Source organism: Rossellomorea marisflavi (assembly GCF_001274775.1).
Taxonomy (GTDB): domain Bacteria; phylum Bacillota; class Bacilli; order Bacillales; family Bacillaceae_B; genus Rossellomorea; species Rossellomorea marisflavi.
The window spans coordinates 293,366-316,967 of sequence record NZ_LGUE01000005.1 but is presented as its reverse complement, the minus strand read 5'-3'; the positions used below and the strand labels follow the sequence as shown (position 1 = coordinate 316,967).

The window sequence follows — 23,602 nt, the reverse complement described above, 5'->3', positions numbered from 1 at the left end:
TTGTAAGCGTTTTCTAATACCTGTTCATTAGGCAAACGAACAAAAAAATCCAAATATCCTGACTGGATATTTGGACACATGCACAGTTAATGTGATTCGTAAAATAGCTTCGCTATGTAGAGCTCCATCAGATCCCTGATCTTACGGGGATCCTTGCCCGTCCACTGGTGAATCTTATCCAACCGATAGCGAAGCGTGTTGCGATGAATAAAGAGGCGCTCAGCTGTCCGATTGAGTTCACCGTTTTCCTGGATATAGGCATCCAGGGTTTCCATCCCTTCTTTATGTTCCATCAAGGGGATATAAAAAGAAAAGCGCTCCAAATCTGGATTCCGCTCCATCATTTGCAACAAGAGGACCTCGATCCGGAACTCTTCGTAGGAATAAACCGGCAATCCCGGGCGCGATCTCCGTCCCAATGCAAGGGCATGCTTTCCTTGCTCATAGGATCGTCGCCACTCCCTTGAACTGCTTGCCACCCCTCCGATCCCGACACCTCCCGCTACCGACCTGAGACGCCGCGGAACCTTCAGACCCCTTTCCGCCACTTTGAAAAGGATGATTTCATTAGAAGGAGTGACGCCGAGAACATCTCCTTTGTCGAGCTCGAATTCGATAGAGCGAAGGAGTTCCTGCCCCGTCGGATCTGTATGTGCTTCCATCACAATGGCAGCACGGGGAAGATCCAGGTCTATCCCCAATGAACCTGCCTTTTCCACGACGGAGTCCCCGCCTGTGCCTGTAATCAGTTGGGTGATCATATCGTTTTGAATCCTTTGCTTCCATTGAAATTGTTCAAGAAGGAAAGACTGCTCAAGGACGAGTTCCGCTGACATCTTGATCAGCTCCGCAAAGGCTTGAATCTCTTTCGGCTCACCGGTGATACCCACGACCCCGACAATTTGGCCGTTAAAGGATATGGGAAAATTGATTCCCGGCTTTACGCCTTCCCTCTCTTCCTTCACTTCGATCTTCGTTTTCTCCTGAAGGACAAGAAGTGCACCTTGGTGGACATCCCCGATTCTGTTCATATCACCTGAACCGATGATCACACCTTCTTCATTCATCACGTTGATATTCCAATCAAGGATGGCCATCGTCCTGTTGACGATTTCCTGAGCCAGTTCACGGGTCATGACAGCCATATGTTTCACTCCCTTACTTCTTCTTCCTTGCACTCACAATACCTTGCACCACCGGGAACCGCCAGCTTCCTGCAATGAAAACAACCATTCCGACAAGGATCCCTGCGGAGGTGACAATCAGATCGATTCCTTTTTCCCCCATCGTAGAAGGTACAGCTGCCTCTACACCTTTCTCGACTACCAAGACGACCGCAGCCATGACGGCAGTGACGAGTGCGATGGGAACCAACGAAAGAATCAACTTCCTGAAAGAGAGCCCGACTGCCTTCTTGATATGAAGGAGTGTATACAAGACCGATACGCCCATCCCCGCATAGGTCGCCAGGATCGGCCCGATTTCTTTGAACGGTGGCACAAGAAGGATGTTCAGTCCGACTTTTACAGCGATTCCGACAGCAATGGCCCAAACGACTTTCTTCTGCTCATTGATTCCCTGCATGGTCGCAGTCGTCACCGTAAACAGGGCAATGATGATGGCCGCCGGCGCATACCATTCAAGAATGATGCCACCGAGGACAGCATCGGATGAGGAAGGAAACATCAGCCTGAAGAGATGGCTCCCCACCACACTGAGTCCGATGGCTGCAGGGAAGGTAAAGAACAACACCAGCTGGAACGACTGATCGATGCTATCCCTTACTTCCTGGATCCTCCCGCTTTCAAACGATGACGTGATCCTTGGAATCAAGGTCATCCCAAAAGCAGTCGCCAGTGAGACGGGAACAAGGACGAGGATCTGGGCGATCCCGATATTCCCATTGATAACCTCGACTTTTGAAAAGGCATAGCCGATGTTCATGAACAGGCGATTGATCGTGAACGTATCGATGTTCTGATAAATCGGGATCGTCAAGCCCGTGATCACAAAGGGGATGGCATATCGCGTCAGCTCCTTGAACATAGGAAACACTGCAATCCGCGCATTGCCTACACTTTCATCCATTTGCCTGCGGATCAGGCGGCGTCTTTTCCAGAAAACCCATAAAAGAAGGACAAGGGAGGCCAGCCCCCCGATGAAGGCGGCAAATGTGGCAATGCCAACGGCCCCTTTTACCGTCCCATTCAACACGTTCAGGATGAGGTAGCCCCCGGCAAGGATGAAGGCAATCCGTACCACCTGCTCGATGACCGTACTCATGGCCGATGGCCCCATGGAATCACTCCCCTGGAAATACCCTCTCAGCAAGCTCATGGGTGGCACGACGAGCAAGGCAAAACTGACCAACCGGACAACGTAGACCATGTCATCCCGTGAGTTCCCTCCTCCCCCTTCACCGAATGCCACCACCACCCAAGGTGCAGAGAAGTATAATAGTAGAAACGAAACGATTCCGCTGATGATCATGGCAATCAGGCCATAACGGAGCAGGTTCAGCCCTGCGAGGTAGTTGCCCCTTTCGTTGTATTTCGCCACGAACTTGGAAACGGCAAGGGGCAAGCCGACCGTCGACAGGCTGAGCAGGATCGTATACGGTCCGTATGCGTATTTGTACAGGGCGTATCCCGTATCCCCTACCAGCAGGGTGAATGGGATGATGAATAGAAACCCGATGATTTTTGAGATAAAGGTGGCAGAGGTCAGGAAAAATGTCCCCCGCATCATCTTCTTGTCCATATGATACTCCTTCTGTGCTCTCATCATGAAAAAGGAAGCCCTCCGCAAAGCGAAAGGCCCCCTTTCCTAAATCGCTTCCGCTTTGATGACGAAGCGATGCTGACTGGCATGAAAATATCCATCTTTCTCAATCGTGCGATGGATTTCCTCCAGTTTATCCTGAAATCCCTCTACTGTAAATCCCGGGACCTGCCACGGGATCGCCTTCAAATAATAGTGAAGGGCACCAATATCATAAAATCGCTGGCCGGCGGTTTCTTCCCGCTTCCAGATCACCCTGAAGCCGTTGGATTCTAGATCATTAACAGCCTGCTCCAGGTTCCAGCGGGCAAACTCCGGATTCAACGGTACCGCGAATGCATCGTTCAATTCAAAGCAGTCACAGCCTCCGACCTGCTGGGTAAAGAAAGTGCCTCCGGTCCTGATCACCCTTCTCACTTCACGTGCAGAAAAGGATTCGTGTTGATTGATAATCAAGTCAAACTCTCCTCCGTCAAACGGAAGATCATCATCAGAATCGTAAGTACGCACGTCCACTCCGAGCGGTTCCAGTCTCGCTTTCGCCACGGGTACGTTCGGCGAGTAGCCTTCCGTTGCACATATCCTGGGTGGGAATGGCTTCAGCATAGAGAGGAACTCTCCTCCGCCGGTCCCCATATCAAGCATGGCCGAAGCCTCCCGCATCAAGGGAAGCACCAAGCTCCCATATGACCAGGAAAGTCCATCACTCTTCATTCGTCCCGTTTCGGTTATATAAGAAAAATCCCAGCCTTCAAAGGCCTCGTCCTGTTTCATCCATTGTTCCATCTTCATATCAGATTCCCTCCATTTTTTTATTTATTCCGGTTCATTCCCCGGCCTTGGAGGTCCTCTGATCCATAAACAGCGTTGTTATGGCTCGTACTGATTCGGCATATTGTTCGCTCCTTACTCACGATCATTTTTTGCTATAAAGTCCGTTCCTTTCCGCTGCGGGAGGCCGCTTTCCGCGGGGCGTGCGGTGAGCCGCATCGGCTGCGCCTGCTGGGTCTCACCAGCCCGCCGTTTCCGCAGGAGTCGGCCTCCCTCCGCTCCAATACACTCTATGGTTAAGGATCGGTAGACGACTTGAACAATTTACAATATTTAGATAAATGATATCATTCCTATCCGGTTAACTCAAGACCGATTGTCTCATTCGTTTTTTGGCTTTAAGGCCGAATAGTCCGGTATAAACCAAGGCCGTACCGATCATGACAAGCGCACCCATGTAGACCGACATCATCGTCGGGATCAGGAAGGCACCGAGTATGATGGTGGAGCGGGCGATTAGGTCGGCTCCGCTGAATGAAAGGTTTGAGAAAGCGGAGTAAGAGCCACGCTTATCGTCAGGGATCATATTCGCCTGCTCGGCATTCCGGATCGGTGAATAGATCAGCTCTCCAATCGTCGCAATCAGATTGAACAGGATCAGGACATACCATGTGTTTGCAGATGTGACCACGGCATAACCCAATCCGTAAATCAGAAGACCGATCAGGATACCCTTCTGCTTCGAAACCTTATCCGTCCAACGGTTGATGAAGAAGGTCAAGCATACGACAAGGAGCATGTTCTCGATATTCAAGAAACTGAGCATCCTCACCCCCGCAATTTCAAAGCCACCGACCGTGACGCTTCTGAACTCTTCAGCAAGACGGATACCGATATAGCTGTTCAGTGAAAACTCTGCAGCCAAGATGAAGGTGGTGCCTGCGACCACTTTTACGAACGCAGAATCTTTGAAGGCAATCCGATAATTGTTGATGAGGTCGACCAGGACATTCTTGTGTTTTTTTTCCAAGAACCCTTTGAACTCGTCCTTCAGCCAGATGCCATAAGCGATGGGGATGATGGTTGAAGTGACGGTCAGCATGATGAACAGTTCCTGCTTATGATGAAGGTATAGCAGGCCTCCAAGGGCGGCGCCGATTGCCATGGATAGGTTGATGAGCCAGTAGTCGAGTGCATAGACCGCCTTCCGGTTCTCGGGAGTCGTTGAATCGATGATGATGGCATGCATGGCTGGCCTTCCGAGACTGCTCGTGATGATGAATAAGATGTAGGCTCCTGCGAATACGATGATCCACTTCTCTTCAGGGAAGAGGCTGACGGTCATAACCAGGAAGCAGGCTGCATTCAGCCACGATGTCACGAGGAGCACCCGTTTACGCGGGAAGCGGTCAGACACGTATCCACCGATCAGATTGACGATGAAGCCGATGATGACGGTGGAGATGAGAAACATCCCTGCCCATACTTTACTCATTTCTGTAGCGAAAAATAGAGCCATGAACGGCATGACCGCCGATGAAACGGCACGATTGAAAAACGAGGCAATCATCCGTACCTTAATATTCTGTGGATATTCCTTCCAACCCATATTGTCCCCTCCTCTTCTTTCTTGTATAGTAAACAAGACAAGAAAAATTAAAAACGGACAGTTTTCTACCCACATGTCCCCTTTTAAGGAGGAAACCGATGAATCAGCTCTTATTGAAGCTATGGAGGGCCTGCCCCACGGGGGAAGTCCGCATAGAAAAAGTAGCAGATCTTCTCGAACTTAGCCGCAAGCAAACGACGAGGAAGATGAAAAAATGGGAAGAAGACGGTTTCCTGACGTTTTCTCCGGGTAAAGGACGTGGACATCTTTCACAAATCGAGTGGAAAGTGAATGTGGAAGAGAGCTTTGAAAAGGAAGCCATGAATCGAATGGAGCATGAACCGATGGAGAGCTTGTCGGCGTACTTCACGTACGACTGGTCACCGGATACACGGCACCGCCTCATGGACCTATTCGCGGCAAGATTCGGGTATAGCCGGGAAGGGCGGGACAAGCTGATCATTCCGAGAAGGCATCTGTTCCGCTCCTTCCATCCCCTGGAGGCCGCCGATGCCCAAAGTGCGCATCTCGTCGCCAATCTCTATAACCGCCTCGTATCCATTACAGAAATGGGAGAATGCCTGCCGGAGCTCGCACACAGTTGGGATGAGCTTCCGGATAGACTTCGTCTTTATCTGAGGAAGGACGTACGATTCCATGATGGATCGACTATGAAAGCAGAGGATGTCCAGCACTGCCTCGAAAAAATGGGCAAGCATCCCATCTACCGGGAATTATGGATTCCTGTGGAAGATATCACGATTCCCGGACCCCTCATCATCGAGATCCACCATCCCGCAGGATGCTCCTATGTGTTGCAGATGCTGAGCATGATGTGCGCAAGCATCTATAAGGAGACCGCAGAGGGACCTGTAGGGACTGGATGTTTTTATCTCGGTGAAGATACATTTGATAAGACCGTTCTTCTTGCTTTCAGGGATCATTTCAGGGAACGGCCGCTCCTGGACTCTGTGGAATTCGTCAAGGTGGAGCCGGACTTCCCTGTCCACTACCAGTCTCAAATGGAGGATCCTGCATCCATTGAAGTCGAGAGTGATTCCGGCTTTGGCATCGTTGTCATGAACGCTTACAGGGATTCCGCCATCCGCCACAAGGATGTCAGGACCTACCTTCATCACATATTGGCGAGGCATCGTGACCGGATCGTGGATTTCCATCCCAGGATTACGCCGATTCGAGGCGGCTGTCTGAAAGGACATGAAGTGAATCCTGATCTACCAGAAGTTCCACGTCCTGAGTTCGAGTCTCCTCTTATCATCAGGGCAACAGGCTATACAACAGACTCCACCCGCTGGCTTCAGCAGGTATTCGATGAAGAGGAAGTACCCTATGAGGTGCGCTGGTTCACTTTTGACGAGGTGGTGACCAATCATCCACGGGCATTGGAGTCGGATCTTTTTATCCACGGCGAGATCTTCGAAGAAAATGAGGATCTTTCTTTCTACCATTTTCTTATCAATGGATACTCCCCACTCCACCCTGTTCTAAAGCCTCTTGGAGAATGGAAGGAGAGATTGGACGTATACCGCCAAACCCCTTTCAAGGAATGGAGGGCACTACATGAAGAGAACGAGAGGAAGCTCATGGAAGATTCCCTCATGATCCCACTCTACCATGTGAAGCGGGCGATCCCTTTTTCGACGGATCTTATGAATATCCACATCCGGCATTTCGGGTATGTGGACTTCTCCAAGATGTGGGTACGCCCCGGTGCAGAGGCTTGATTGTTTCCAGAAACATAGCATTTTCCACCCCCAGGAAAACGTGATAGATTGGACATACACTATCTAAATAGGAGCGATGAAACGTGAGAGCACTACTTATCACCCTTCCCCTTGCCTCCCTCCTCTTCACCGGAGGCTGCGGCATCTTCAAAGAAGGGGAAGAACCGGCGGAACCGATTGTAGAGCAGGAGCTTCAGGAAGCCGAAGGGGTACTGTTCTATGAAAACCCGAAAGAGAAAAAAGCCCTCATCGTGGATGAATCATTTGATGAAAACGAATTGGACCTTCCATTAAAGGAACTCAAGAAAAAGTATGATCTATGGTATATCACGATTAAAGAACCAGTGAAGCTTGAGGATCTGCCTTCTGGCTCTCACGTGAAGATCCGCTATCAGGAGATGCTCGGGTCTGATCCGAAAGCGACCGTAGCCGAGGAAATCGAGGTCACGTCAGGCTCTTAATAGCGTATACAAAATAAAACCTTCATTCCTTTCTCGATTTTGGTATAATTTAACTAAAATTGAAAGGGGTGGAGGTTTTTTGCGTTTGTTCCAGATCCTAAAAAACTTCTTCATCTCCATTGCAGGAATCTGGCTGATCGGCGGACTTCCCGTCCTTCTCGCCGGCCTATATGTCGGCTCGTTCCGGTGGAAAGAATATTGGACTACCATCCTTGATATCTTATTGGCTTTCATCCATCCTTCTCAGCTGAAATACACAATCATCGGCGGACAGAAGGAACGTGATCTCTTCCCCTATCTGTGGGAACCGATCCAGTACTCGCTTACGATCCTGTTTGTGGCCTTTGCACTCGCCATACTGGTTGCCCTTTGTCTCACCATCATGACGATGCTCTGTAACGAGCGTATAAGAATACGGATCAAATTCACCTTTTACCTTCTCGAGACGCTTCCCGATCTGCTCATCATCCTGTGCGCACAATTCACCATGATCGCCTTCTATCATCAATTCGGAACCATTCCCATCGGGATAGCAGCAACCGATGAGAGCAAGGTATATCTGCTTCCCATCGTAATCCTCGCGATCCTTCCCACTATCCACCTGTTCCGCTTATCCATGCTGACATTTGAACAGGAGGAACGGAAGGACTATGTGTTATTGGCACGCTCGATCGGGCACGCTCCCTTTTTCGTCCTGGCCGTCCATGTTCTCCGCAATGCCATCATCTCGGTCTTCTTTCAATCAAAGAAAACAATGTGGTTCATGCTGTCGAATCTGTATGTTGTCGAGCTTCTTTTCAATATCCCGGGCATCACGCGGTTCCTGATGTCCACACTGGATCCTCGCCTATTCACCCTGGCACTCTTCAGCCTCTTTGTTCCGCTATTCATCTTCTACAATGCCGGGGAATATCTTCTGTCCCGCCATGCCAATAAGGGGGAAGCACTATGACCCGTTCATTATGGAAAGATCCCTTTTTCCTTACAGGTTTCCTCTATCTGGCCGTCCTGATTTTGGCGAGTTTTTCTTATTATCTAATTTGGGATAATGAAATCCGGAGTCTGTATTTTATCACTAAGGAAGATGGGAGCATGGCAGGAGCCCCGCTCCCACCCATGTGGTCCTACCCGTTCGGGACCGACGCCCTCGGACTCGACATGCTGGGGAAAATCCTGATCGGGGCAAAGTACACCATCCTTGCCGCCATCGTTATTGCCGCTTTAAGGGTCGCGATTTCCCTGCCGATCGGGTTCATCATCGCCATCTATTTGAAGCCATTCAAACGCTCCATCAACGGGGTGATCGACTCGTTTCATTACATTCCCCTGGCGATCCTTGCGTATTATTTCCTTCATCCCATCCTTTGGATGCCGTTTGAAGGGTTCTCCACTTCCCTTTATGAACGTTTGGCGATTGAGGTGCTCATTCTTACCCTCTTGATCGTCCCGATCCTTTCTTCGTTATTGGGGAATGAAATCGCGAAGATCCACCGGGAAGAATTCATCCTCAGCGCCACGGTGCTAGGGGCAGGAAAGTTCAGGATCATGGTGAAGCATATCCTGCCTCTGATGAAAGACAAACTTGTTCTCATCTTTGGACAGCAGATTCAGCAAACCCTGATTCTGTTTATCCATCTTGGTTTGTTGACACTGTTCCTGGGAGGCACGTTCGTAGATTATTCAATAGTGCCTGATCCACCATCTTCCGTCACCCTGGAATGGTCCGGGCTCATCGGGGATTCCTTCCGTTTCCTCTACACTGCACCGTGGATCCCCCTTACGCCCATCCTGTTCTTTGCGAGCGTCATCCTGGCCGTTTCCCTCATGATGGAGGGATATGTGCGCGCTACATCAGGGTATTCATATTACAAAAAGAGATTCAAGGACCGCTATGAATCTGCTAAACTCAAGGAAACCAGCCTACACAAAAGCGACTTTAAGCGCATGGATGTATAGAAAGGGGATCGATGATGGAAACCATTGAATTAAGGGAACTGCGGGAAACGGACTGGCAGGCGGTGCACCGGTATGCTTCCATGGAAATTGTTAGTCGTCATCAGCCATGGGGGCCCAATAGCGAGGAAGAGACCAGGCAGTATGTGGATGAGGTTCTGCGGGATGCAGCGAAGAAAGACCGGACACGTTTTACCTTTGCCGTCATTCTGGAAGGTGAGCTGATCGGATGCGGGGAGCTTACCATTTGTGACCGCTCCAACCTTACTGGGGAAATCGGCTATATCCTCCACCCCGAGCACTGGGGGAAAGGGATTGCGACCCTCCTGGCCAAAAAGCTATTGAACATCGGATTCCACCAACATGGACTGCACCGGATCCAAGCCACCTGTGATCCGGCCAATACCGGCTCCATGAGGGTGTTGGAGAAATGCGGAATGACACGCGAGGGCAGGATAAGGGATCACCTTAAGATGAATGACGGATGGCGGGATTCACTTCTATTCGGCAAGCTGGAGCACGAATAAGGCTGCGCACCCATGGGTGCACAGCCTTTTATTCTTCTATACGATCAATCGATCCGCTGCCTTCTCATCCACTGGGTAGCGGCCCATTTGTCACCGATGATGACGGGTCCTCCACCGTGAAGGGTCATGTCATTGAGCTCCTGGTTATCATAGAAGTACTCGAAGTAGACCGCCATCCCTTTTTGCGGGGACACGGAAAGATTCAGTTTAGGAAAATACGTTTCTCCCCCTTGTTCCACATCGTTCAAATACATCACAAGGGTACTGATCCGAGGATTCTTCACCGGTCGTGATGAAGAGAAAAAGTCAAAGTGGGCCTTGTATTCCTGGCCGATTTGATAATTGAGGATCTGTAACCCTTCTCCGTGGCTTTCAGGGATGTTCATGATCTGGGACACGCGTCTTGACACCCGTGAGACCACTTCATTCTCCCCTTCTTCAAGGAAAGTACTGCTGCTCGTGCGGATTTGATCCACTTCACGGACCTTCCCGATCTTGGACCTGTCCATCCGGTCCTTCGATACGTTGATGAGTTCATCGCATTCTTCATGGCTCAGGACGTTCCCAAGGATGACGACAAGCGGCTCTTCTACTCTGGCAATAATGGAAATCTCTCTGTCTTCTGTTACGATCTTATTCCCTACATGAGGGAAGATCGTCTGTTCTTTAACCCCTATTTCCTTTGTGTGCATGATCATCGTTCTCCCTATTCAAATTTCACAAAGACGGCACGCCGCTTTACTAAAGCGCTTTCAATTCCAAGTTGAAAGCAGGCCTCGATTCCCCTCTATACAGGAGGGTAGAGATTAACTTTATTTTACTTCTACCGGAAGATTATGACTATGGTTTTCTTTAAAATAATCAATCACACCAGGGATTGCTCATGAAGTTGTAACATTTCCAATGTAAAAAAGCATGGGGGACCCATGCTCATTCTTTGCACTCACCACTCCACTCGCCAAACCATCCGCCTTCTTTTTCAATACTCGGTAATTTGTCGCTGCTGTAACAAGCATCGGCAAAGGCATCTATTTCCTTATGGACCGTATAACTATGGAAAAAGGCATTTCCCATAAAAAACAAGATACCCAAGGAAAGGACCAATCCCCATTTCTTATCCATTCTCCACTTAGTTGGTTTGATCAAAACCATCATCCTCCACTATTTATGGATATTTATCCCATCATAACATAATGGCACCGTCTATGAAACATTATCTTCCATCTGCCACGATGTGAATATCCATGTTGGAGGACTCCCTCATGATGCGATTGATGATGGACCCTTTGCGGATTTCCTCCCATCGGGATCGGGCTGATTGGCCTAGCAGGATCTGGGTGATGTTGTGTCGGAAGGCTACGTCCACGATGACGGTCGCTGCGTGTCGTTTCCCTCCATCTTCCACGATCATGATGGCTCCGAATTGCTTGGCAAGGGTATGCCACTCCTCGATTTTCTTTTTCTGTTGTGGCGAGAGGGTACTGGCTTCAACGACTGTGAGGATGACCAATTCTGCCTTAAGGCGATCGGCCATCCTCCAGCCCCTTCTGATGAGTTTTTCTGCTGTCGGACCATAGTGAACACAGACCAGGATCCGTTCATGGACGCCGGTCGGGGCACTCCCCCCTTTCATCCTTCCGTCCACATCATCCGCCAGCTCTCGAAGAGACAGTTCTCTCAGTGCTGATAGATTAGAAGAAGTAAAGAAGTGCGACAGGCTTTGTTCGATTTTCTGCGGGGGGTAGATCCTTCCTTCCCTCATGCGCTTCCTGAGCGTCTCAGGCGTGATATCGATGAGCTGGATTTCCGCCGCCTGCTGAATGAAGGTGTCCGGCACCCTCTCCCGGACCGTGATGCCTGTGATCCTCTGAACGATGTCGTTCACACTTTCAAGATGCTGAATATTCATGGCGGACCATACATCGATCCCTGCCTGAAGGATTTCTTCCACATCCTGATACCGTTTCACACGCCTTGCACCCGGGACGTTCGAATGGGCCAACTCATCGATGAGGACGATTTCCGGCTTACGCTCCTTGATCCGGGCGACGTCCAGTTCGTGGAACACTTTCCCTTTATACTGGACTTGCTTAAGCGGTACCTGCTCCAGGCCCCCGATGACGTCAGCCGTTTCCTTGCGGCCATGGGTTTCGATAAGGCCGATGACTACATCCCTACCGTCCTGCCTCCACTGGGCAGCATCCTGAAGCATCTTGAAGGTCTTCCCCACACCGGGTGCAGCTCCCACATAAAGCTTCAATCTTCCCAGGGTGGAGCGGTGGATCTCCTCAAGGATTTCCTCCGGTCTCTTCTTCCTGAAATATGGATTCATACGCTTCCCTCCATCAGGATGGTCATTCCTTTTTCAGTGCCAGGTTCAATAAGAGCACGTTCACCCGCCTCTCTCCCAGGAACCCCCACTCTTTTCCTTCTGTGTGATCCACTATCAGCTCTTTAAGCCTGCTTTTGGATATGGATGTAGCTTCTGCGATACGATCAACCTGGGCCAGGGCCGCTTCCGGACTGATATGGGGGTCAAGGCCCGATCCGGAATCGGTCATAAGATCCATCGGGACCTGATTGAGCGGCACGCTTGGATTCTCCTTTTTCCATTCTTGCAGGGTCCCCTCTACCCGCTTGATCAGTTCCGGATTGGAAGGAGCATAATTGTTGGAGCCGGATGCCGCTGCATCATATTCAATAGCCGATACCCGGCCGTGAAACAATGCGGGATCTTGAACATTTTGGCCGATGAGCGCAGAGCCTACCGGGTGGCCGTTTTCATAAATCAAGCTTCCATTCGCCCTTTCAGGCATCAAGAGTTGGGAAATCCCTGTCGCGGCAAGGGGATAGAGTAGCCCCCCAAGGATCATCGTCATGATGCTGACCCGGATGATCGGGCCAGCCAATCGTTGTTCTACCATTTTTCACGCCTTCTTCCGAATAGATTAGATTACGAGGGACATCATCAAGTCGATTACTTTTATTCCGGCAAATGGAGCCAGCATCCCACCGATTCCATAGATCAACAGATTCCGTCTCAACAGGATATCTGAGCGCACCGGCTTATACGCCACCCCTTTCATGGCCAAGGGCACGAGAAGGGGAATGATGATGGCATTGAAGATCAGGGCTGACAGGATGGCTGTGACGGGAGACGATAGCTTCATGATATTCAGTGCTTCCATCTCCGGGATGGCCGTCATGAACATGGCCGGGATGATGGCAAAATATTTGGCCACATCATTGGCGATGCTGAAGGTCGTCAAGGCTCCCCTTGTCATGAGCAGCTGTTTGCCGATGGATACCACCTCGATGATCTTCGTCGGGTCAGAGTCCAGATCCACCATATTGGCTGCTTCTTTCGCCGCCGTGGTCCCGCTGTTCATGGCGAGTCCGACATCGGCCTGGGCGAGGGCAGGCGCATCATTCGTCCCGTCCCCGGTCATGGCGACCAGCTTGCCCTGTGACTGTTCAAACCGGATTACCTCGATTTTATCTTCCGGTTTACACTCGGCAATGAACTCATCCACTCCCGCTTCCCTGGCGATCGTTGCCGCCGTCAGCGGGTTATCACCCGTACACATCACAGTCTTGATCCCCATCTTCCTGAGCTGCTCGAATCGTTCCTTCATACCAGGCTTCACGGTATCTTTCAAATAGATCAGTCCGTAAATCCGATCATCCATGGCAACGGCAAGGGGAGTCCCCCCTTCCCCGGCTATGGCTGTCGATTTCGCCTCCAAATCAGCTGGGATGGATCCACCTTGGGCTTTCACCCAGGCCTTCACCGCATCGACGGCTCCTTTTCTTACCCTACGGCCGTCTGGAAGATCCAACCCGCTCATCCTCGTCTCAGCCTTGAAGTCGATGAATGTACCGCCTGTGACCTCGGGGATGACGACTCCTCTTCCCTTCAAGAGCTCCAGCACCGATCGTCCCTCTGGTGTCTCATCTTTCAGGGAACTCATTCCTGCCCAGTAAGGAAGCTCTTCTTCCCCTTCCCCAGTCGGAATGATATCACTTGCCATCCGGTTCCCGAATGTGATCGTCCCTGTTTTATCAAGGATGATGGTGTTGATATCCCCGGCTGCTTCCACTGCCTTACCCGACATGGCCAGCACATTGAACTGTGTGACCCGGTCCATCCCGGCGATTCCGATGGCCGATAACAGCCCCCCGATTGTCGTCGGGATCAGGCATACAAGCAGGGCAATGAGGACTGCGGTATCTATCTGGAACCCAAGGTAGTTCGTGAAGAACGGGAGGGTCATCACCACGAACAGGAAGATCAATGTCAAACTGGTCAGGACGGTATTCAAGGCAATTTCATTCGGTGTTTTTTGTCGCTCGGCCCCTTCTACAAGGGAAATCATCCGGTCCAGGAAGGATTCTCCCGGGTTGCTCGTAATCCGGATGGTGATGCTATCACTGACGACCCTCGTTCCTCCCGTCACGGAGTTGAAGTCCCCTCCTGCTTCCTTCATCACGGGAGCTGACTCCCCGGTGATGGCGGATTCATCCACCGATGCGATGCCTTTGATCACTTCTCCGTCCCCCGGTATCCATTCCCCCTGGGAAACGATGACAATATCGTCGACTTTCAGTTTGTCAGAAGGCATGTGGCGGATCGATCCGTCCTTCATCCTGACGTTAGCGATCATATCCTGCTTGGATTTCTTCAATGCCCCGGCCTGGGCCTTCCCCCTCCCTTCGGCCAAGGCCTCGGCAAAGTTGGCGAACAAAACCGTAAAGAGCAGGATGAGTGCGACCGAGAGAGAGAACCATGTTCCCGTCCCCCCTGGTCTTTGTGGTAAAAACACCTGGATGAAGGAGATGAAGAACCCGATTTCCACTATGAACATGATGGGATTCTTGACCATCTTTCTAGGGTCCAGCTTCACGATTGATTCTTTCAGTGCGTTCCATAATAACGATGAGCCCTTGCTATTCTTTTCAACAGAAGGCGACGGCACCTCTCTTGCCGGTGAGATGATGTCCTCCTCCTGATCCTTCAACAAATGGTTTCCCATTTCTTATCCCTCCAGCTTATAGTGTTAAATATTCTGCAACAGGTCCCAGCACGAGGACCGGGAAGAACGTCAGCGCTCCCACGATCATGATCGTCCCCACGAAGATGGTGCCGAATAGGGGAGAATCTGTACGGAAGGTTCCGATGCTTTCCGGAGCAAGCCGCTTCTTGGCCAGGGATGCAGCGACAGCGAGCATGGTAATAACTCCGAAGTACCGCCCGATGAACATGACGATCCCCGTGGAAATGTTCCAAAATGGCGTGGCATCCCCCAGGCCTTCAAACCCTGATCCATTGTTGGCAGCAGACGACGTGAATTCATACATGACTTGCGTCAGTCCGTGGAACCCTTGATTGGAGATGGCATCCGTCCCTGCATGGACGTAAAGGGCGATGGCCGATGCACCCAGTATGAGGAGCGGTTGGATCAGCATGGTGACGGCTATGAGCTTCATCTCGCGGGCTTCGATCTTCTTACCAAGGAACTCCGGAGTCCTGCCGATCATCAACCCCGATAGGAAAACGGCGATCAGGACGTACATGATGACATTGAGGAACCCGGCACCCACACCACCGAATACGGCATTGAGGAGCATATTGGACAGAGCCAGCATCCCGCTCAAAGGCGTAAGCGTATCATGCATGGTATTGACAGCACCCGTCTCTGAAGCCGTCGTCACCATGGCATACAGGATCGACTCCCCGGGACCAAACCGGACTTCCTTCCCTTCCATACTCGCTCCATTGATTCCGAGAGCATTCAATGCCGGGTTACCATGCGATTCCGCCACCATTGACAGGGAGAGCATGACAACGAACATCATCATCATCGAGACGAATAAGAGGCGTCCTTGCTTCTCATTCCCGATCATCCTTCCATACGCGAAGGGAATCGCCGTAGGCAGAAGGAACATCAAAAGGATCTGGAGCATATTGCTGAACGACCCCGGATTCTCAAACGGATGAGCCGAGTTGACTCCGAAGAATCCACCACCGTTGTTCCCGAGCTCCTTGATTGATAAGAATGAGCCTACGGGACCCCGTGCTATCTCCTGACTCCCACCATCCACGGTCTGCACGGTAACAGATGGTGAAAGCGTCTGTGGTACCCCAAGGGCCACGAAGATCAAGCCGGTGATGAAGGCGAGGGGCAATAGCACCCTGGTGATGGAACGGATGAAATCAACGAAGAAATTCCCCGCCCCCTTTCCGGCTAACAACCGGATAAAGGCCATCACCCCGCTCAACGCGGTTGCAGGTGCAGCGAACATCATGAAGAGAACGCCCGCCATCTGGGCGAGATACGACAAACCGGTTTCACCGCTGTAGTGTTGAAGATTGGTATTCGTCATGAAGCTGATGGCCGTATTGAAAGCAAGGGACGCATCCATCCCTTTGATCCCTGCCGGATTCAGGGGAAGTATCCCCTGAAGTCTGAAAACCAGGTACACGAGCGCGATCATGAATACGTTTGTCAGAAGCAGGGAAGCAGCATACCTCTTCCAAGTCTGATTGATCGCCCGGACACCGCCGAGCCGGAAGAGGATGTTCTCTGCCGGGAGGAATACCCGGTCAAGGCGCGTCCGCTCCGTATTGAATGTCTGTGCAAGATAGAGCCCTACAGGCTTTGCCAATAGAATGACAATGAATATGATAAGTACAACTGAACCAATCGTGGAAACCACTTTCCTTCACCCCATATCAAAATTTCTCTGGATTTAGCAACACATAACACAGATAGACCACCAGGATCAGAGCGATCGCCAACATCATCATTTCTCTTCATCCTTTCCCGGTTCTACAATGGATCCGGACCATTTCAATAGTCCTGCCATCGCCATGGTAAGCAAGCCCATCATGACCATCATCCAAACATCCCACATCTTGATTCCTCCTTTACTTTTTGGCCCAGACCGAAAAAAATAGACCAACGCACACTTCTTCCCCATGTGAAAATCATGAACATGATCTTCATAGAATTGGAGAAAAAGCACACATTGGTCTACTTAATGCCCAGCAGGCTTCATGCCTTCTTTGCATTCTGTCTTCCACGTATTCTTTTTCGTATAGGCATAATAAAAAGACCTACATACACAGGCTGCCCCTCACGTCACAGATGTCTGCAACAAGAGATGCCCCCTGATTAAGGCGGTCTTGTGGACCTCCTTCGCTTTAGCCGACGAAGTTAGCTGACGGGTAGGATGGCGAAAGAGTTTTCTCATCCCTTCTACACAGTAGAATTAACCCCAAAAAATTGGTTCCTCCGCTCTCTTTCGAGATTAGGCCGGTTGATGCTGTTGTTTATGAAATTGATATTACTCCGAGTTCATTCCGTTGTAAACGACGAAAAACCAGAGAAAACAATCATATTCAATCAAAATACTAAAAATTAACTTTATTTACTCCGTATTACTCACTCAATCTCATTATTTCTATTCTTATAAAACAAAAAAATAGGATTGACTTCCCCTACCTTATGGACGTACGATTGTCGTTGAAAAGACGCACGCGGAATTCAGGAGGATCATATGGCAACGAAAAAACGATTAGAGGCCGAGCTGAGCGAAGCCTTCATCAAGCTCCAAAGGGAATTGATCGGGAGGGGACCACAGGAGACGAGGACCTACATCGTCGAAGATATGGTGATTGCACGGTTCAAGGGCGTCCTCACCGTAGAAGAAAAGCATCTGGTGGAACATGATAATGGACGGAAGCTCGTGAAGCAGATGAGGCAGATCCTCCGGGAGATGTACGGGGAGAAGTTCGAAGACGTCGTAGAAAAGCTGGCGAACTGCCACGTCCTTACAAGTCATAGCGATATCAGCACCAGGTCCGGTGAAAGGATCGAAGTGTTCGTCCTTGACCGGAATCTCGAGAAGGAACTGACTCAATAAAAAAAGCCGCAGGGACCCATCCCTGCGGCTGATTCTGCGTTATTGGTTACCTTGCTTCACCCAGCCAGCGACGGTGACGGTACGTTTTGCCTGATGCTTCACGGCAGGCTCCACGTTTTCGACCATATTGCCTTCCTGGTCGACGGTCACACTCGTTCCGTATGGGTTTCCTCCTGTTGTAAAGAGAACAGGATCTGTGTATCCAGGGGATGCCACGATCGCTCCCCAGTGGTGCATCGTCGTGTATAGAGACAGGATGGTTTGCTCCTGGCCTCCGTGTGGATTCTGGGCTGACGTCATAGCACTGACCACTTTGTTGGCAAGCTTCCCGTTGAACCACAGTCCACCAGTCGTATCAATGAACTGTTTTACCTGTCCAGGTACGTTTCCGAAGCGGGTCGGGATGCTGAAGATGATGGCGTCGGCCCATTCAAGATCGGCAAGCGTCACTTCCGGAACATCTTTCGTTGCCTCAACATGTGCTTTCCAAGCCGGATTGGATTCAATGGCACCTTGTGGCGCTGTTTCAGGCACCTTCAGTACTTTCACTTCTGCGCCGGCTTCCTTCGCCCCTTCTTCCGCCCACTGGGCCATTTTGTAGTTGGTACCTGTTGAACTATAATAAATCACTGCTACTTTTACGTTTTCCATCGTTGTTTCCTCCTTTTGTTGTGTTCCGAATAGTTTACTGAAAAATCCCATGTTCATTCTCCTCTGACTCTAGATGTGCTTCATTCAATCCGGTCGTTTGATCGTGAAGGTTTCACCGATCTTGGCATAGTCATTCCCTGCCAGACGGCTGACGGCCTGGAGCTTCTCCTTATCGATACGGCCGTTTGCATACAGGTCCTCACGGATATGGAACTTCACGATCCGACCGATGACAAGATCGCCTCCCCCTGCAGTGACGATCTGCTCCAGCACGCATTCCATCCGTACTTTCGCTTCTTCTACACCCGGTACCCCCACCACCTCACTCTTGGTGGGAGTCAATCCGGCAAGCTCCACTTCACTCTCATCCGGCTTCAAGCTGGCGGCCGTTTCATTGATCTTGCTTACGTTGCCCTCATCCACGATATGGACGACAAATTCCTTTGTTTGTGCGATATTCCTTGCTGTGTCCTTCTGTTCACCTGCTTTGCGCTGGACGGCAATGGAAACCATCGGCGGGTCCGCTGAAACGATATTGAAGAAGGAAAATGGTGCTCCGTTCACCGTTCCCGACGGCGATTGGGATGTTACGAATGCAATCGGCCTCGGGATGATGCTCCCGATGAGGAACTTGTAGTTTTCCTTGGCCGATAGCTGCGATGGATCAATGGAAATCAATGAAATCACTCCCCGATTAGTCTAGCTCTTTCACTTCGATCGGGATCAGGGCCTGCTCGATCCTGTCCCGATGTCCCTCATACTGCTCAGGCAGCATGAGCTTCTCTCCCATTGTTTCCACCGTTTCATCATGTGCAAACCCTGGAGGGTCCGTCGCGATCTCAAACAGGATCTCTCCGTGCTCCCGGAAGTATATGGCGTTGAAGTAGTTTCTGTCCTTCACTTCAGTGACGCCATAGCCGCTTTCGCCGACAAGGCGCTGCCATTGGAGCTGGTCTTGGTCATCTTCCGCCCTCCATGCGATATGGTGGACCGTCCCCACTCCAGAGCGTCCCCGGCCGACGGAGGTTTTCTTCACGTCGACGAGATTTCCGATGTCAGCCGTAGATCGGAAGCGTATATAGTCCCCTTCCTCGCCTACCTTCTCAAGACCCATCACCTGCTCCAGCAATTCAGCCGTTTTTTCAGGGCGTGCAGATAGAAGGATGGCTCCACCGAACCCTTTGATGGCGACGTCGGGTGATACCCCTCCGAACGACCAGCCGTTGTTCTCCCCGCCTTCCCGCTCCACGATTTCCAGGTGAAGGCCGTGTGGATCATCGAACGTCAGATACGTTTCGCCGAAACGCTGTGATTCTTTTGCCTCGATGTTGAACGTCGCCAGGCGCTCTTTCCAAAAAGAAAGGCTTCCTGTTGGTACGGCATAGGTGGTGACACCCACTTGCCCGTCTCCGATGGCGCCTTGGCGGGCACCTGCCCAAGGGAAGAAGGTGATGATGGTTCCTGGATTTCCGCCTTCATCTCCGAAGTAAAGATGATAGGTGCCCGGGTCGTCGAAGTTGACGGTTTGTTTGACGAGGCGGAGTCCGAGGACGCCTGCGTAGAAGTCGATGTTTTCCTGTGGATGTCCGACGATGGCGGTGATGTGGTGGATTCCGGCTGTTCGTTTTTGCATGGTGGATCTCTCCTTTGGTTCGGAATGGTTTATATGGTTTTTTTGTTGTAGGTTCATGGTGGATAGATGGGGCCGTTCGTGTTCGCTGCGGGGTGCCGCTTTCCGCGGGGAGGGAGTTGAGCCGCTTCGGCTATCGCCTGCAGGGTCTCAACCTTCCCTCCTTTTCCGCAGGAGTCGGCACCCCTCCGCTACCACTCACTTTTCGATGATTTAAAGTGAGTGTTCCTAACAGACCTTGATGGGTGTAACTCATTCAAAAACGATTTCTGATTTCTTTTCTGAAATGATCCTGCTCTCCTTCCACTCTTTCGCAACTGAGATGATACCCAGAGTGCATTGGAGCGGAAGGTACTTGACTCCTACGGGAATAGAGGGATGTTCGAGACCCCGCAAGAATGAGGAGGCTCGACTTCCTCCCCGTGGAAAGCAAGTGCCTGTAGCGGAAAGGAACGGTCTTCGTAGCATTTATACTATTTTCAATAGTTTGTTCTTTATTCCATCTTTTACTCTGAATTAAAATATCTTTAATTCGAGATAATTATATGATGGATGCTCTTTCAATGTCAATGGTTTAGGAGAAAAAACTTTTAATTCGAGATATTTTCTTGCATGTTTGCTCCTTATTTACGTTGAAAAGGCGTTTATCTTGTATGAATAAAAGGAATCTTATTAGGTAGGCTCCATTTTAAGGAGTACGTTACTTATTGTATAAGAGGGAGGTAAGAAATGATCCGATTTGAGAATGTCTCAAAAGTATTTGACGGAAATAAGAAGGCAGTGGACTCAGTCAGTTTCACGATTCCAAATGGAGAAATCTTTGTGCTGATCGGTCCGAGTGGATGCGGAAAGACAACGACGCTCAAAATGATCAACCGGCTCATTGAGTTATCTGATGGGACGATTTATATCAATGATGAGAAAGTCAGTACATACAATGTGCACGAGCTGAGATGGAACATCGGGTATGTGCTACAGAATATCGGACTGTTCCCACATATGACCATCGAGGAGAATATCGCCATCGTACCCGAGATGAAGAAGTGGCCGAAAGAAAAGACAAGCAAGCGTGTGGATGAGCTTTTACGGATGGTGGGTCTTAATCCTGCTGATTATAAGGACCGGAAGCCTGGTGAATTATCGGGTGGTCAGCAACAGCGCATCGGCGTTGCACGTGCCCTTGCAGCAGACCCTGAATTCATCCTGATGGATGAACCATTCAGTGCCCTAGATCCCATCACAAGGGAAAAGCTACAGGATGATATCCTGGCCCTTCAGAAGGAAATCAAAAAAACCATCGTGTTTGTCACCCATGACATGCAGGAGGCTCTGAAGCTCGGAGATCGCATCTGCCTCATGAAGGATGGAGAAGTCGCACAGGTAGGGACACCTGCAGAGCTGATCCAGAAACCCGCCAACGAATTTGTCAGGGATTTCATCGGTGGAAAAGGTCATTCTCTTGAGAATGAATTCAACCTGGCCGATATCCTTTCACCGATTGAGGAACCGCTGGATGTGGACCGGGCATATATCCCCATCGACAGTACGATTCACGAAACCCTTTCAGCACTCGCACATGAAGAGATTGCCATCGTGAAAAAAGATGGGACCCCCGTCGGGTACGTTTCAAGGGAAACCATCATCCGGCATCTTGCTGGGACGAGAGCGGGTGAAACTGGATGAACGGATTAATGGATACGTTCAATAACCGCAAAGGCGAATTGCTTAATGACCTCTTACAGCATATCGAAATATCATTCATTGCCTTGTTCTTTGCCCTTATCATATCAATTCCACTGGGCATCTATTTGACCCGGAAGCAAAAGATTGCCGAAGGGATCATCGGCATCACGGCCGTCTTCCAGACGATTCCGTCGCTGGCCCTCCTCGGACTTTTGATTCCCCTAGTGGGTATCGGGACCGTCCCTTCCATTATCGCCCTTGTCGCCTATGCGCTCCTCCCGATCCTGAGGAATGTGTATACGGGTATCAATGAAGTGGATCCCGCCTTGACAGAAGCGGCAAAGGGCCTCGGGATGAACAGCTGGAGGCGCCTGGTCAAAGTCGAGCTGCCACTTGCCATGCCTGTCATCATGGCCGGGATCCGGACGTCGATGGTCCTCATCATCGGCACGACGACAATCGCCGCCTTGATTGGAGCCGGTGGGCTCGGGGATCTCATCACCGTCGGGATCAGCCGTAACGATACCGATCTGATCCTTCTCGGTGCCATCCCCGCTGCCCTGCTGGCGCTTTTCTTCGATTTCCTATTGCGGATCATCGGAAGGCTATCATTCAAGAAATCCCTGATATCGGTGGCATCTGTCATCGTCATCGCCTTCTTGATCATCGGAGGTTCCGCCTTCTTAAAACCGAAGGAAGCCGATCTTGTCATCGGCGGGAAGCTTGGACCCGAGCCGGAGATCCTCATGAATATGTATAAGCTCCTGATTGAAGATGAAACCAACATCACGGTTGAGGTGAAGCCGAATATGGGGCCGACCACCTTCATGTTCAATGCCCTGAGGTCCGGGGATATCGACATCTACCCTGAATTCACAGGGACCGTCATTGCCGATCTCCTGAAGGAATCACCTGAAAGCACCAACGAGGAGGACGTCTATAAACAGGCGAAGGAAGGTGCAAAGGATAAACTCGGCTTCGCGTTACTTGAGCCGATGAAGTACAACAATACCTATGCCCTTGCCGTTTCCGAGGAGCTGGCACAGCAGTATGACCTGAAGACCATTTCCGATTTGAAGGCCATCCAGGGCAGCATCAAGGCTGGATTCACACCGGAATTCCCTGAGCGGGACGACGGCTACCCCGGCATCCAGAAACTTTATGGCATCGAGTTCCCATCCGTGAAGGTCATGCAGCCCGAACTGCGGTACACAGCCATTGATTCAGGCAAGATCAATCTGGCCGACGCCTACTCCACTGATCCTGAAATCGAGAAATACAACCTGAAAGTACTCGAAGATGATAAGGGCCTCTTCCCTCCGTATCAGGGTGCCCCGATCATGAAAGAGGAGCTCCTTGAAGAATACCCAGAGCTTGAGGACATCCTCAACAAATTGTCCGGTAAGATCACGGATGACGAGATGAGGGAAATGAACTATCAGGTTTCCGTCGAAGACCGCTCTGCAAGAGAAGTGGCTGAAGAGTATTTGAAGGAGAATAAGCTGATTCAATAAAATAAATAAAACCGGACGGCCATTTGCTGGCGCGTCCGGTTTTATTATTTCTCTCGCCCATCGGATCGTCTAAATACCGATTCACTCCGGCTTCTTTTTTTCAATGACCGCTATCATATCATCAAGCTTACCCTCAATTGATCATAGTCGCGCTTCTTCGTGACTCCTCTTTTGTTTGCCTTTGATGATGGAGCGTGCGACATAAATGGTGGCAACCACCAATGTCCCAAGCATGATGAGCATGATCAATTGAAATACAATGTCTCCTCCGACCATAAAACACCCTCCTGAAAACGCATTGATGTGTTGATTGTACCATTTTCAGGATTTTTTGTATCAGGTAAATTGAGC

At 50.5% G+C, this 23,602-nt stretch carries 23 protein-coding genes and 1 riboswitch; of the genes, 8 read left to right on the top strand and 15 right to left on the bottom strand.

Translation table 11 applies throughout. From position 1 onward, the window contains the following. Positions 1-86 precede the first annotated feature (86 nt). The 4 genes from AF331_RS16750 to AF331_RS16735 all read right to left on the bottom strand — a co-directional run bounded on the left by AF331_RS16750 (position 87) and on the right by AF331_RS16735 (position 5,161). Entirely contained in the window at positions 87-1,145 is a 1,059-nt protein-coding gene (locus AF331_RS16750) for a CdaR family transcriptional regulator (protein ID WP_053429219.1), read from the bottom strand. A gap of 13 nt (positions 1,146-1,158) precedes the next feature. Then, positions 1,159-2,760, bottom strand: coding sequence for a putative polysaccharide biosynthesis protein (locus tag AF331_RS16745; protein ID WP_053429392.1), 1,602 nt, complete (start codon positions 2,758-2,760; stop codon positions 1,159-1,161). Between the two features lie 66 nt (positions 2,761-2,826). Beyond that, on the bottom strand, positions 2,827-3,573 hold the full coding sequence (locus tag AF331_RS16740) for a class I SAM-dependent methyltransferase (protein ID WP_053429218.1): 747 nt from the start codon (positions 3,571-3,573) through the stop codon (positions 2,827-2,829). Positions 3,574-3,913: 340 nt separating this feature from the next. Then, positions 3,914-5,161, bottom strand: coding sequence for an MDR family MFS transporter (locus AF331_RS16735; protein WP_053429217.1), 1,248 nt, complete (start codon positions 5,159-5,161; stop codon positions 3,914-3,916). Between the two features lie 98 nt (positions 5,162-5,259). On the opposite strand from AF331_RS16735, the gene AF331_RS16730 reads away from it, so the two are divergent. The 5 genes from AF331_RS16730 to AF331_RS16710 all read left to right on the top strand — a co-directional run bounded on the left by AF331_RS16730 (position 5,260) and on the right by AF331_RS16710 (position 9,847). After that, the gene (locus tag AF331_RS16730; RefSeq protein WP_053429216.1) at positions 5,260-6,906 is read left to right on the top strand and encodes an ABC transporter substrate-binding protein; all 1,647 of its coding nucleotides are present in this window, start codon (positions 5,260-5,262) and stop codon (positions 6,904-6,906) included. An 83-nt stretch (positions 6,907-6,989) separates the two neighbouring features. Further along, positions 6,990-7,367 carry a DUF3221 domain-containing protein gene (locus AF331_RS16725; RefSeq protein WP_053429215.1) on the top strand — a complete coding sequence of 126 codons (378 nt, stop codon included), beginning with the start codon at positions 6,990-6,992 and terminating at the stop codon, positions 7,365-7,367. Between the two features lie 85 nt (positions 7,368-7,452). After that, positions 7,453-8,319, top strand: coding sequence for an ABC transporter permease subunit (locus AF331_RS16720; RefSeq protein WP_053429214.1), 867 nt, complete (start codon positions 7,453-7,455; stop codon positions 8,317-8,319). Next, complete coding sequence (locus AF331_RS16715; protein ID WP_053429213.1) at positions 8,316-9,323, top strand: ABC transporter permease; 1,008 nt, start codon at positions 8,316-8,318, stop codon at positions 9,321-9,323. Before AF331_RS16720 ends, AF331_RS16715 begins: the two co-directional genes overlap by 4 nt. A gap of 14 nt (positions 9,324-9,337) precedes the next feature. Next, entirely contained in the window at positions 9,338-9,847 is a 510-nt protein-coding gene (locus AF331_RS16710; protein ID WP_327205425.1) for a GNAT family N-acetyltransferase, read from the top strand. A 44-nt stretch (positions 9,848-9,891) separates the two neighbouring features. Here AF331_RS16710 and AF331_RS16705 read toward each other — a convergent pair whose 3' ends face one another. The 7 genes from AF331_RS16705 to kdpF all read right to left on the bottom strand — a co-directional run bounded on the left by AF331_RS16705 (position 9,892) and on the right by kdpF (position 16,649). Next, entirely contained in the window at positions 9,892-10,539 is a 648-nt protein-coding gene (locus tag AF331_RS16705; RefSeq protein WP_152915683.1) for a prolyl hydroxylase family protein, read from the bottom strand. Positions 10,540-10,777: 238 nt separating this feature from the next. Beyond that, the gene (locus tag AF331_RS16700; protein WP_160316577.1) at positions 10,778-10,969 is read right to left on the bottom strand and encodes a hypothetical protein; all 192 of its coding nucleotides are present in this window, start codon (positions 10,967-10,969) and stop codon (positions 10,778-10,780) included. Between the two features lie 91 nt (positions 10,970-11,060). After that, entirely contained in the window at positions 11,061-12,179 is a 1,119-nt protein-coding gene (kdpDN, locus tag AF331_RS16695) for a KdpD-like non-kinase potassium sensor (protein ID WP_053429210.1), read from the bottom strand. 22 nt (positions 12,180-12,201) lie between these two features. After that, positions 12,202-12,771: a potassium-transporting ATPase subunit KdpC gene (kdpC, locus tag AF331_RS16690; protein WP_048007153.1), complete on the bottom strand. Its 570-nt coding sequence runs from the start codon at positions 12,769-12,771 to the stop codon at positions 12,202-12,204. A gap of 24 nt (positions 12,772-12,795) precedes the next feature. Continuing rightward, positions 12,796-14,880: a potassium-transporting ATPase subunit KdpB gene (gene kdpB / locus AF331_RS16685; RefSeq protein WP_053429209.1), complete on the bottom strand. Its 2,085-nt coding sequence runs from the start codon at positions 14,878-14,880 to the stop codon at positions 12,796-12,798. Between the two features lie 16 nt (positions 14,881-14,896). Next, positions 14,897-16,564, bottom strand: a complete 1,668-nt coding sequence (gene kdpA, locus AF331_RS16680) for a potassium-transporting ATPase subunit KdpA (protein WP_082347018.1) — start codon at positions 16,562-16,564, stop codon at positions 14,897-14,899. Between the two features lie 16 nt (positions 16,565-16,580). Further along, positions 16,581-16,649, bottom strand: a complete 69-nt coding sequence (kdpF, locus tag AF331_RS23205; protein WP_353852463.1) for a K(+)-transporting ATPase subunit F — start codon at positions 16,647-16,649, stop codon at positions 16,581-16,583. 389 nt (positions 16,650-17,038) lie between these two features. After that, a riboswitch (cyclic di-AMP (ydaO/yuaA leader) is annotated at positions 17,039-17,175 on the bottom strand. Positions 17,176-17,407: 232 nt separating this feature from the next. On the opposite strand from kdpF, the gene AF331_RS16675 reads away from it, so the two are divergent. Continuing rightward, positions 17,408-17,773 carry a Na-translocating system protein MpsC family protein gene (locus AF331_RS16675; RefSeq protein ID WP_053429208.1) on the top strand — a complete coding sequence of 122 codons (366 nt, stop codon included), beginning with the start codon at positions 17,408-17,410 and terminating at the stop codon, positions 17,771-17,773. Between the two features lie 39 nt (positions 17,774-17,812). Here the strand turns inward: AF331_RS16675 and wrbA are convergent, their stop codons facing one another. The 3 genes from wrbA to AF331_RS16660 are packed head-to-tail and all read right to left on the bottom strand — an operon-like array spanning position 17,813 to position 20,057. After that, a complete protein-coding gene (wrbA, locus tag AF331_RS16670) occupies positions 17,813-18,475 on the bottom strand; it encodes an NAD(P)H:quinone oxidoreductase (protein ID WP_048007156.1) in 663 nt (220 codons plus the stop codon). Between the two features lie 33 nt (positions 18,476-18,508). Next, positions 18,509-19,102: a flavin reductase family protein gene (locus tag AF331_RS16665; protein ID WP_053429207.1), complete on the bottom strand. Its 594-nt coding sequence runs from the start codon at positions 19,100-19,102 to the stop codon at positions 18,509-18,511. A gap of 16 nt (positions 19,103-19,118) precedes the next feature. Next, positions 19,119-20,057: a ring-cleaving dioxygenase gene (locus AF331_RS16660; protein WP_053429206.1), complete on the bottom strand. Its 939-nt coding sequence runs from the start codon at positions 20,055-20,057 to the stop codon at positions 19,119-19,121. 726 nt (positions 20,058-20,783) lie between these two features. Between AF331_RS16660 and AF331_RS16655 the strand changes: the two genes are divergently transcribed. Both AF331_RS16655 and AF331_RS16650 read left to right on the top strand, forming a co-directional pair. Continuing rightward, entirely contained in the window at positions 20,784-21,737 is a 954-nt protein-coding gene (locus tag AF331_RS16655; RefSeq protein WP_053429205.1) for an ABC transporter ATP-binding protein, read from the top strand. Next, entirely contained in the window at positions 21,734-23,251 is a 1,518-nt protein-coding gene (locus tag AF331_RS16650) for an ABC transporter permease/substrate-binding protein (RefSeq protein WP_053429204.1), read from the top strand. Before AF331_RS16655 ends, AF331_RS16650 begins: the two co-directional genes overlap by 4 nt. 141 nt (positions 23,252-23,392) lie before the next feature. Here AF331_RS16650 and AF331_RS23050 read toward each other — a convergent pair whose 3' ends face one another. After that, on the bottom strand, positions 23,393-23,527 hold the full coding sequence (locus AF331_RS23050; RefSeq protein ID WP_268787059.1) for a hypothetical protein: 135 nt from the start codon (positions 23,525-23,527) through the stop codon (positions 23,393-23,395). Positions 23,528-23,602: the final 75 nt, after the last annotated feature.

Bases quoted from the DNA above. Each gene is read 5' to 3' on its own strand.
- AF331_RS16750 (WP_053429219.1), bottom strand. From the start codon at position 1,145: ATGGCTGTCATGACCCGTGAACTGGCTCAGGAAATCGTCAACAGGACG.
- AF331_RS16745 (WP_053429392.1), bottom strand. From the start codon at position 2,760: ATGGACAAGAAGATGATGCGGGGGACATTTTTCCTGACCTCTGCCACC.
- AF331_RS16740 (WP_053429218.1), bottom strand. From the start codon at position 3,573: ATGAAGATGGAACAATGGATGAAACAGGACGAGGCCTTTGAAGGCTGG.
- AF331_RS16735 (WP_053429217.1), bottom strand. From the start codon at position 5,161: ATGGGTTGGAAGGAATATCCACAGAATATTAAGGTACGGATGATTGCC.
- AF331_RS16730 (WP_053429216.1), top strand. From the start codon at position 5,260: ATGAATCAGCTCTTATTGAAGCTATGGAGGGCCTGCCCCACGGGGGAA.
- AF331_RS16715 (WP_053429213.1), top strand. From the start codon at position 8,316: ATGACCCGTTCATTATGGAAAGATCCCTTTTTCCTTACAGGTTTCCTC.
- AF331_RS16710 (WP_327205425.1), top strand. From the start codon at position 9,338: ATGGAAACCATTGAATTAAGGGAACTGCGGGAAACGGACTGGCAGGCG.
- AF331_RS16705 (WP_152915683.1), bottom strand. From the start codon at position 10,539: ATGCACACAAAGGAAATAGGGGTTAAAGAACAGACGATCTTCCCTCAT.
- AF331_RS16700 (WP_160316577.1), bottom strand. From the start codon at position 10,969: ATGGATAAGAAATGGGGATTGGTCCTTTCCTTGGGTATCTTGTTTTTT.
- kdpDN (WP_053429210.1), bottom strand. From the start codon at position 12,179: ATGAATCCATATTTCAGGAAGAAGAGACCGGAGGAAATCCTTGAGGAG.
- kdpC (WP_048007153.1), bottom strand. From the start codon at position 12,771: ATGGTAGAACAACGATTGGCTGGCCCGATCATCCGGGTCAGCATCATG.
- kdpB (WP_053429209.1), bottom strand. From the start codon at position 14,880: ATGGGAAACCATTTGTTGAAGGATCAGGAGGAGGACATCATCTCACCG.
- AF331_RS16675 (WP_053429208.1), top strand. From the start codon at position 17,408: ATGGCAACGAAAAAACGATTAGAGGCCGAGCTGAGCGAAGCCTTCATC.
- wrbA (WP_048007156.1), bottom strand. From the start codon at position 18,475: ATGGGATTTTTCAGTAAACTATTCGGAACACAACAAAAGGAGGAAACA.
- AF331_RS16660 (WP_053429206.1), bottom strand. From the start codon at position 20,057: ATGCAAAAACGAACAGCCGGAATCCACCACATCACCGCCATCGTCGGA.
- AF331_RS16655 (WP_053429205.1), top strand. From the start codon at position 20,784: ATGATCCGATTTGAGAATGTCTCAAAAGTATTTGACGGAAATAAGAAG.
- AF331_RS16650 (WP_053429204.1), top strand. From the start codon at position 21,734: ATGAACGGATTAATGGATACGTTCAATAACCGCAAAGGCGAATTGCTT.
- AF331_RS23050 (WP_268787059.1), bottom strand. From the start codon at position 23,527: ATGGTCGGAGGAGACATTGTATTTCAATTGATCATGCTCATCATGCTT.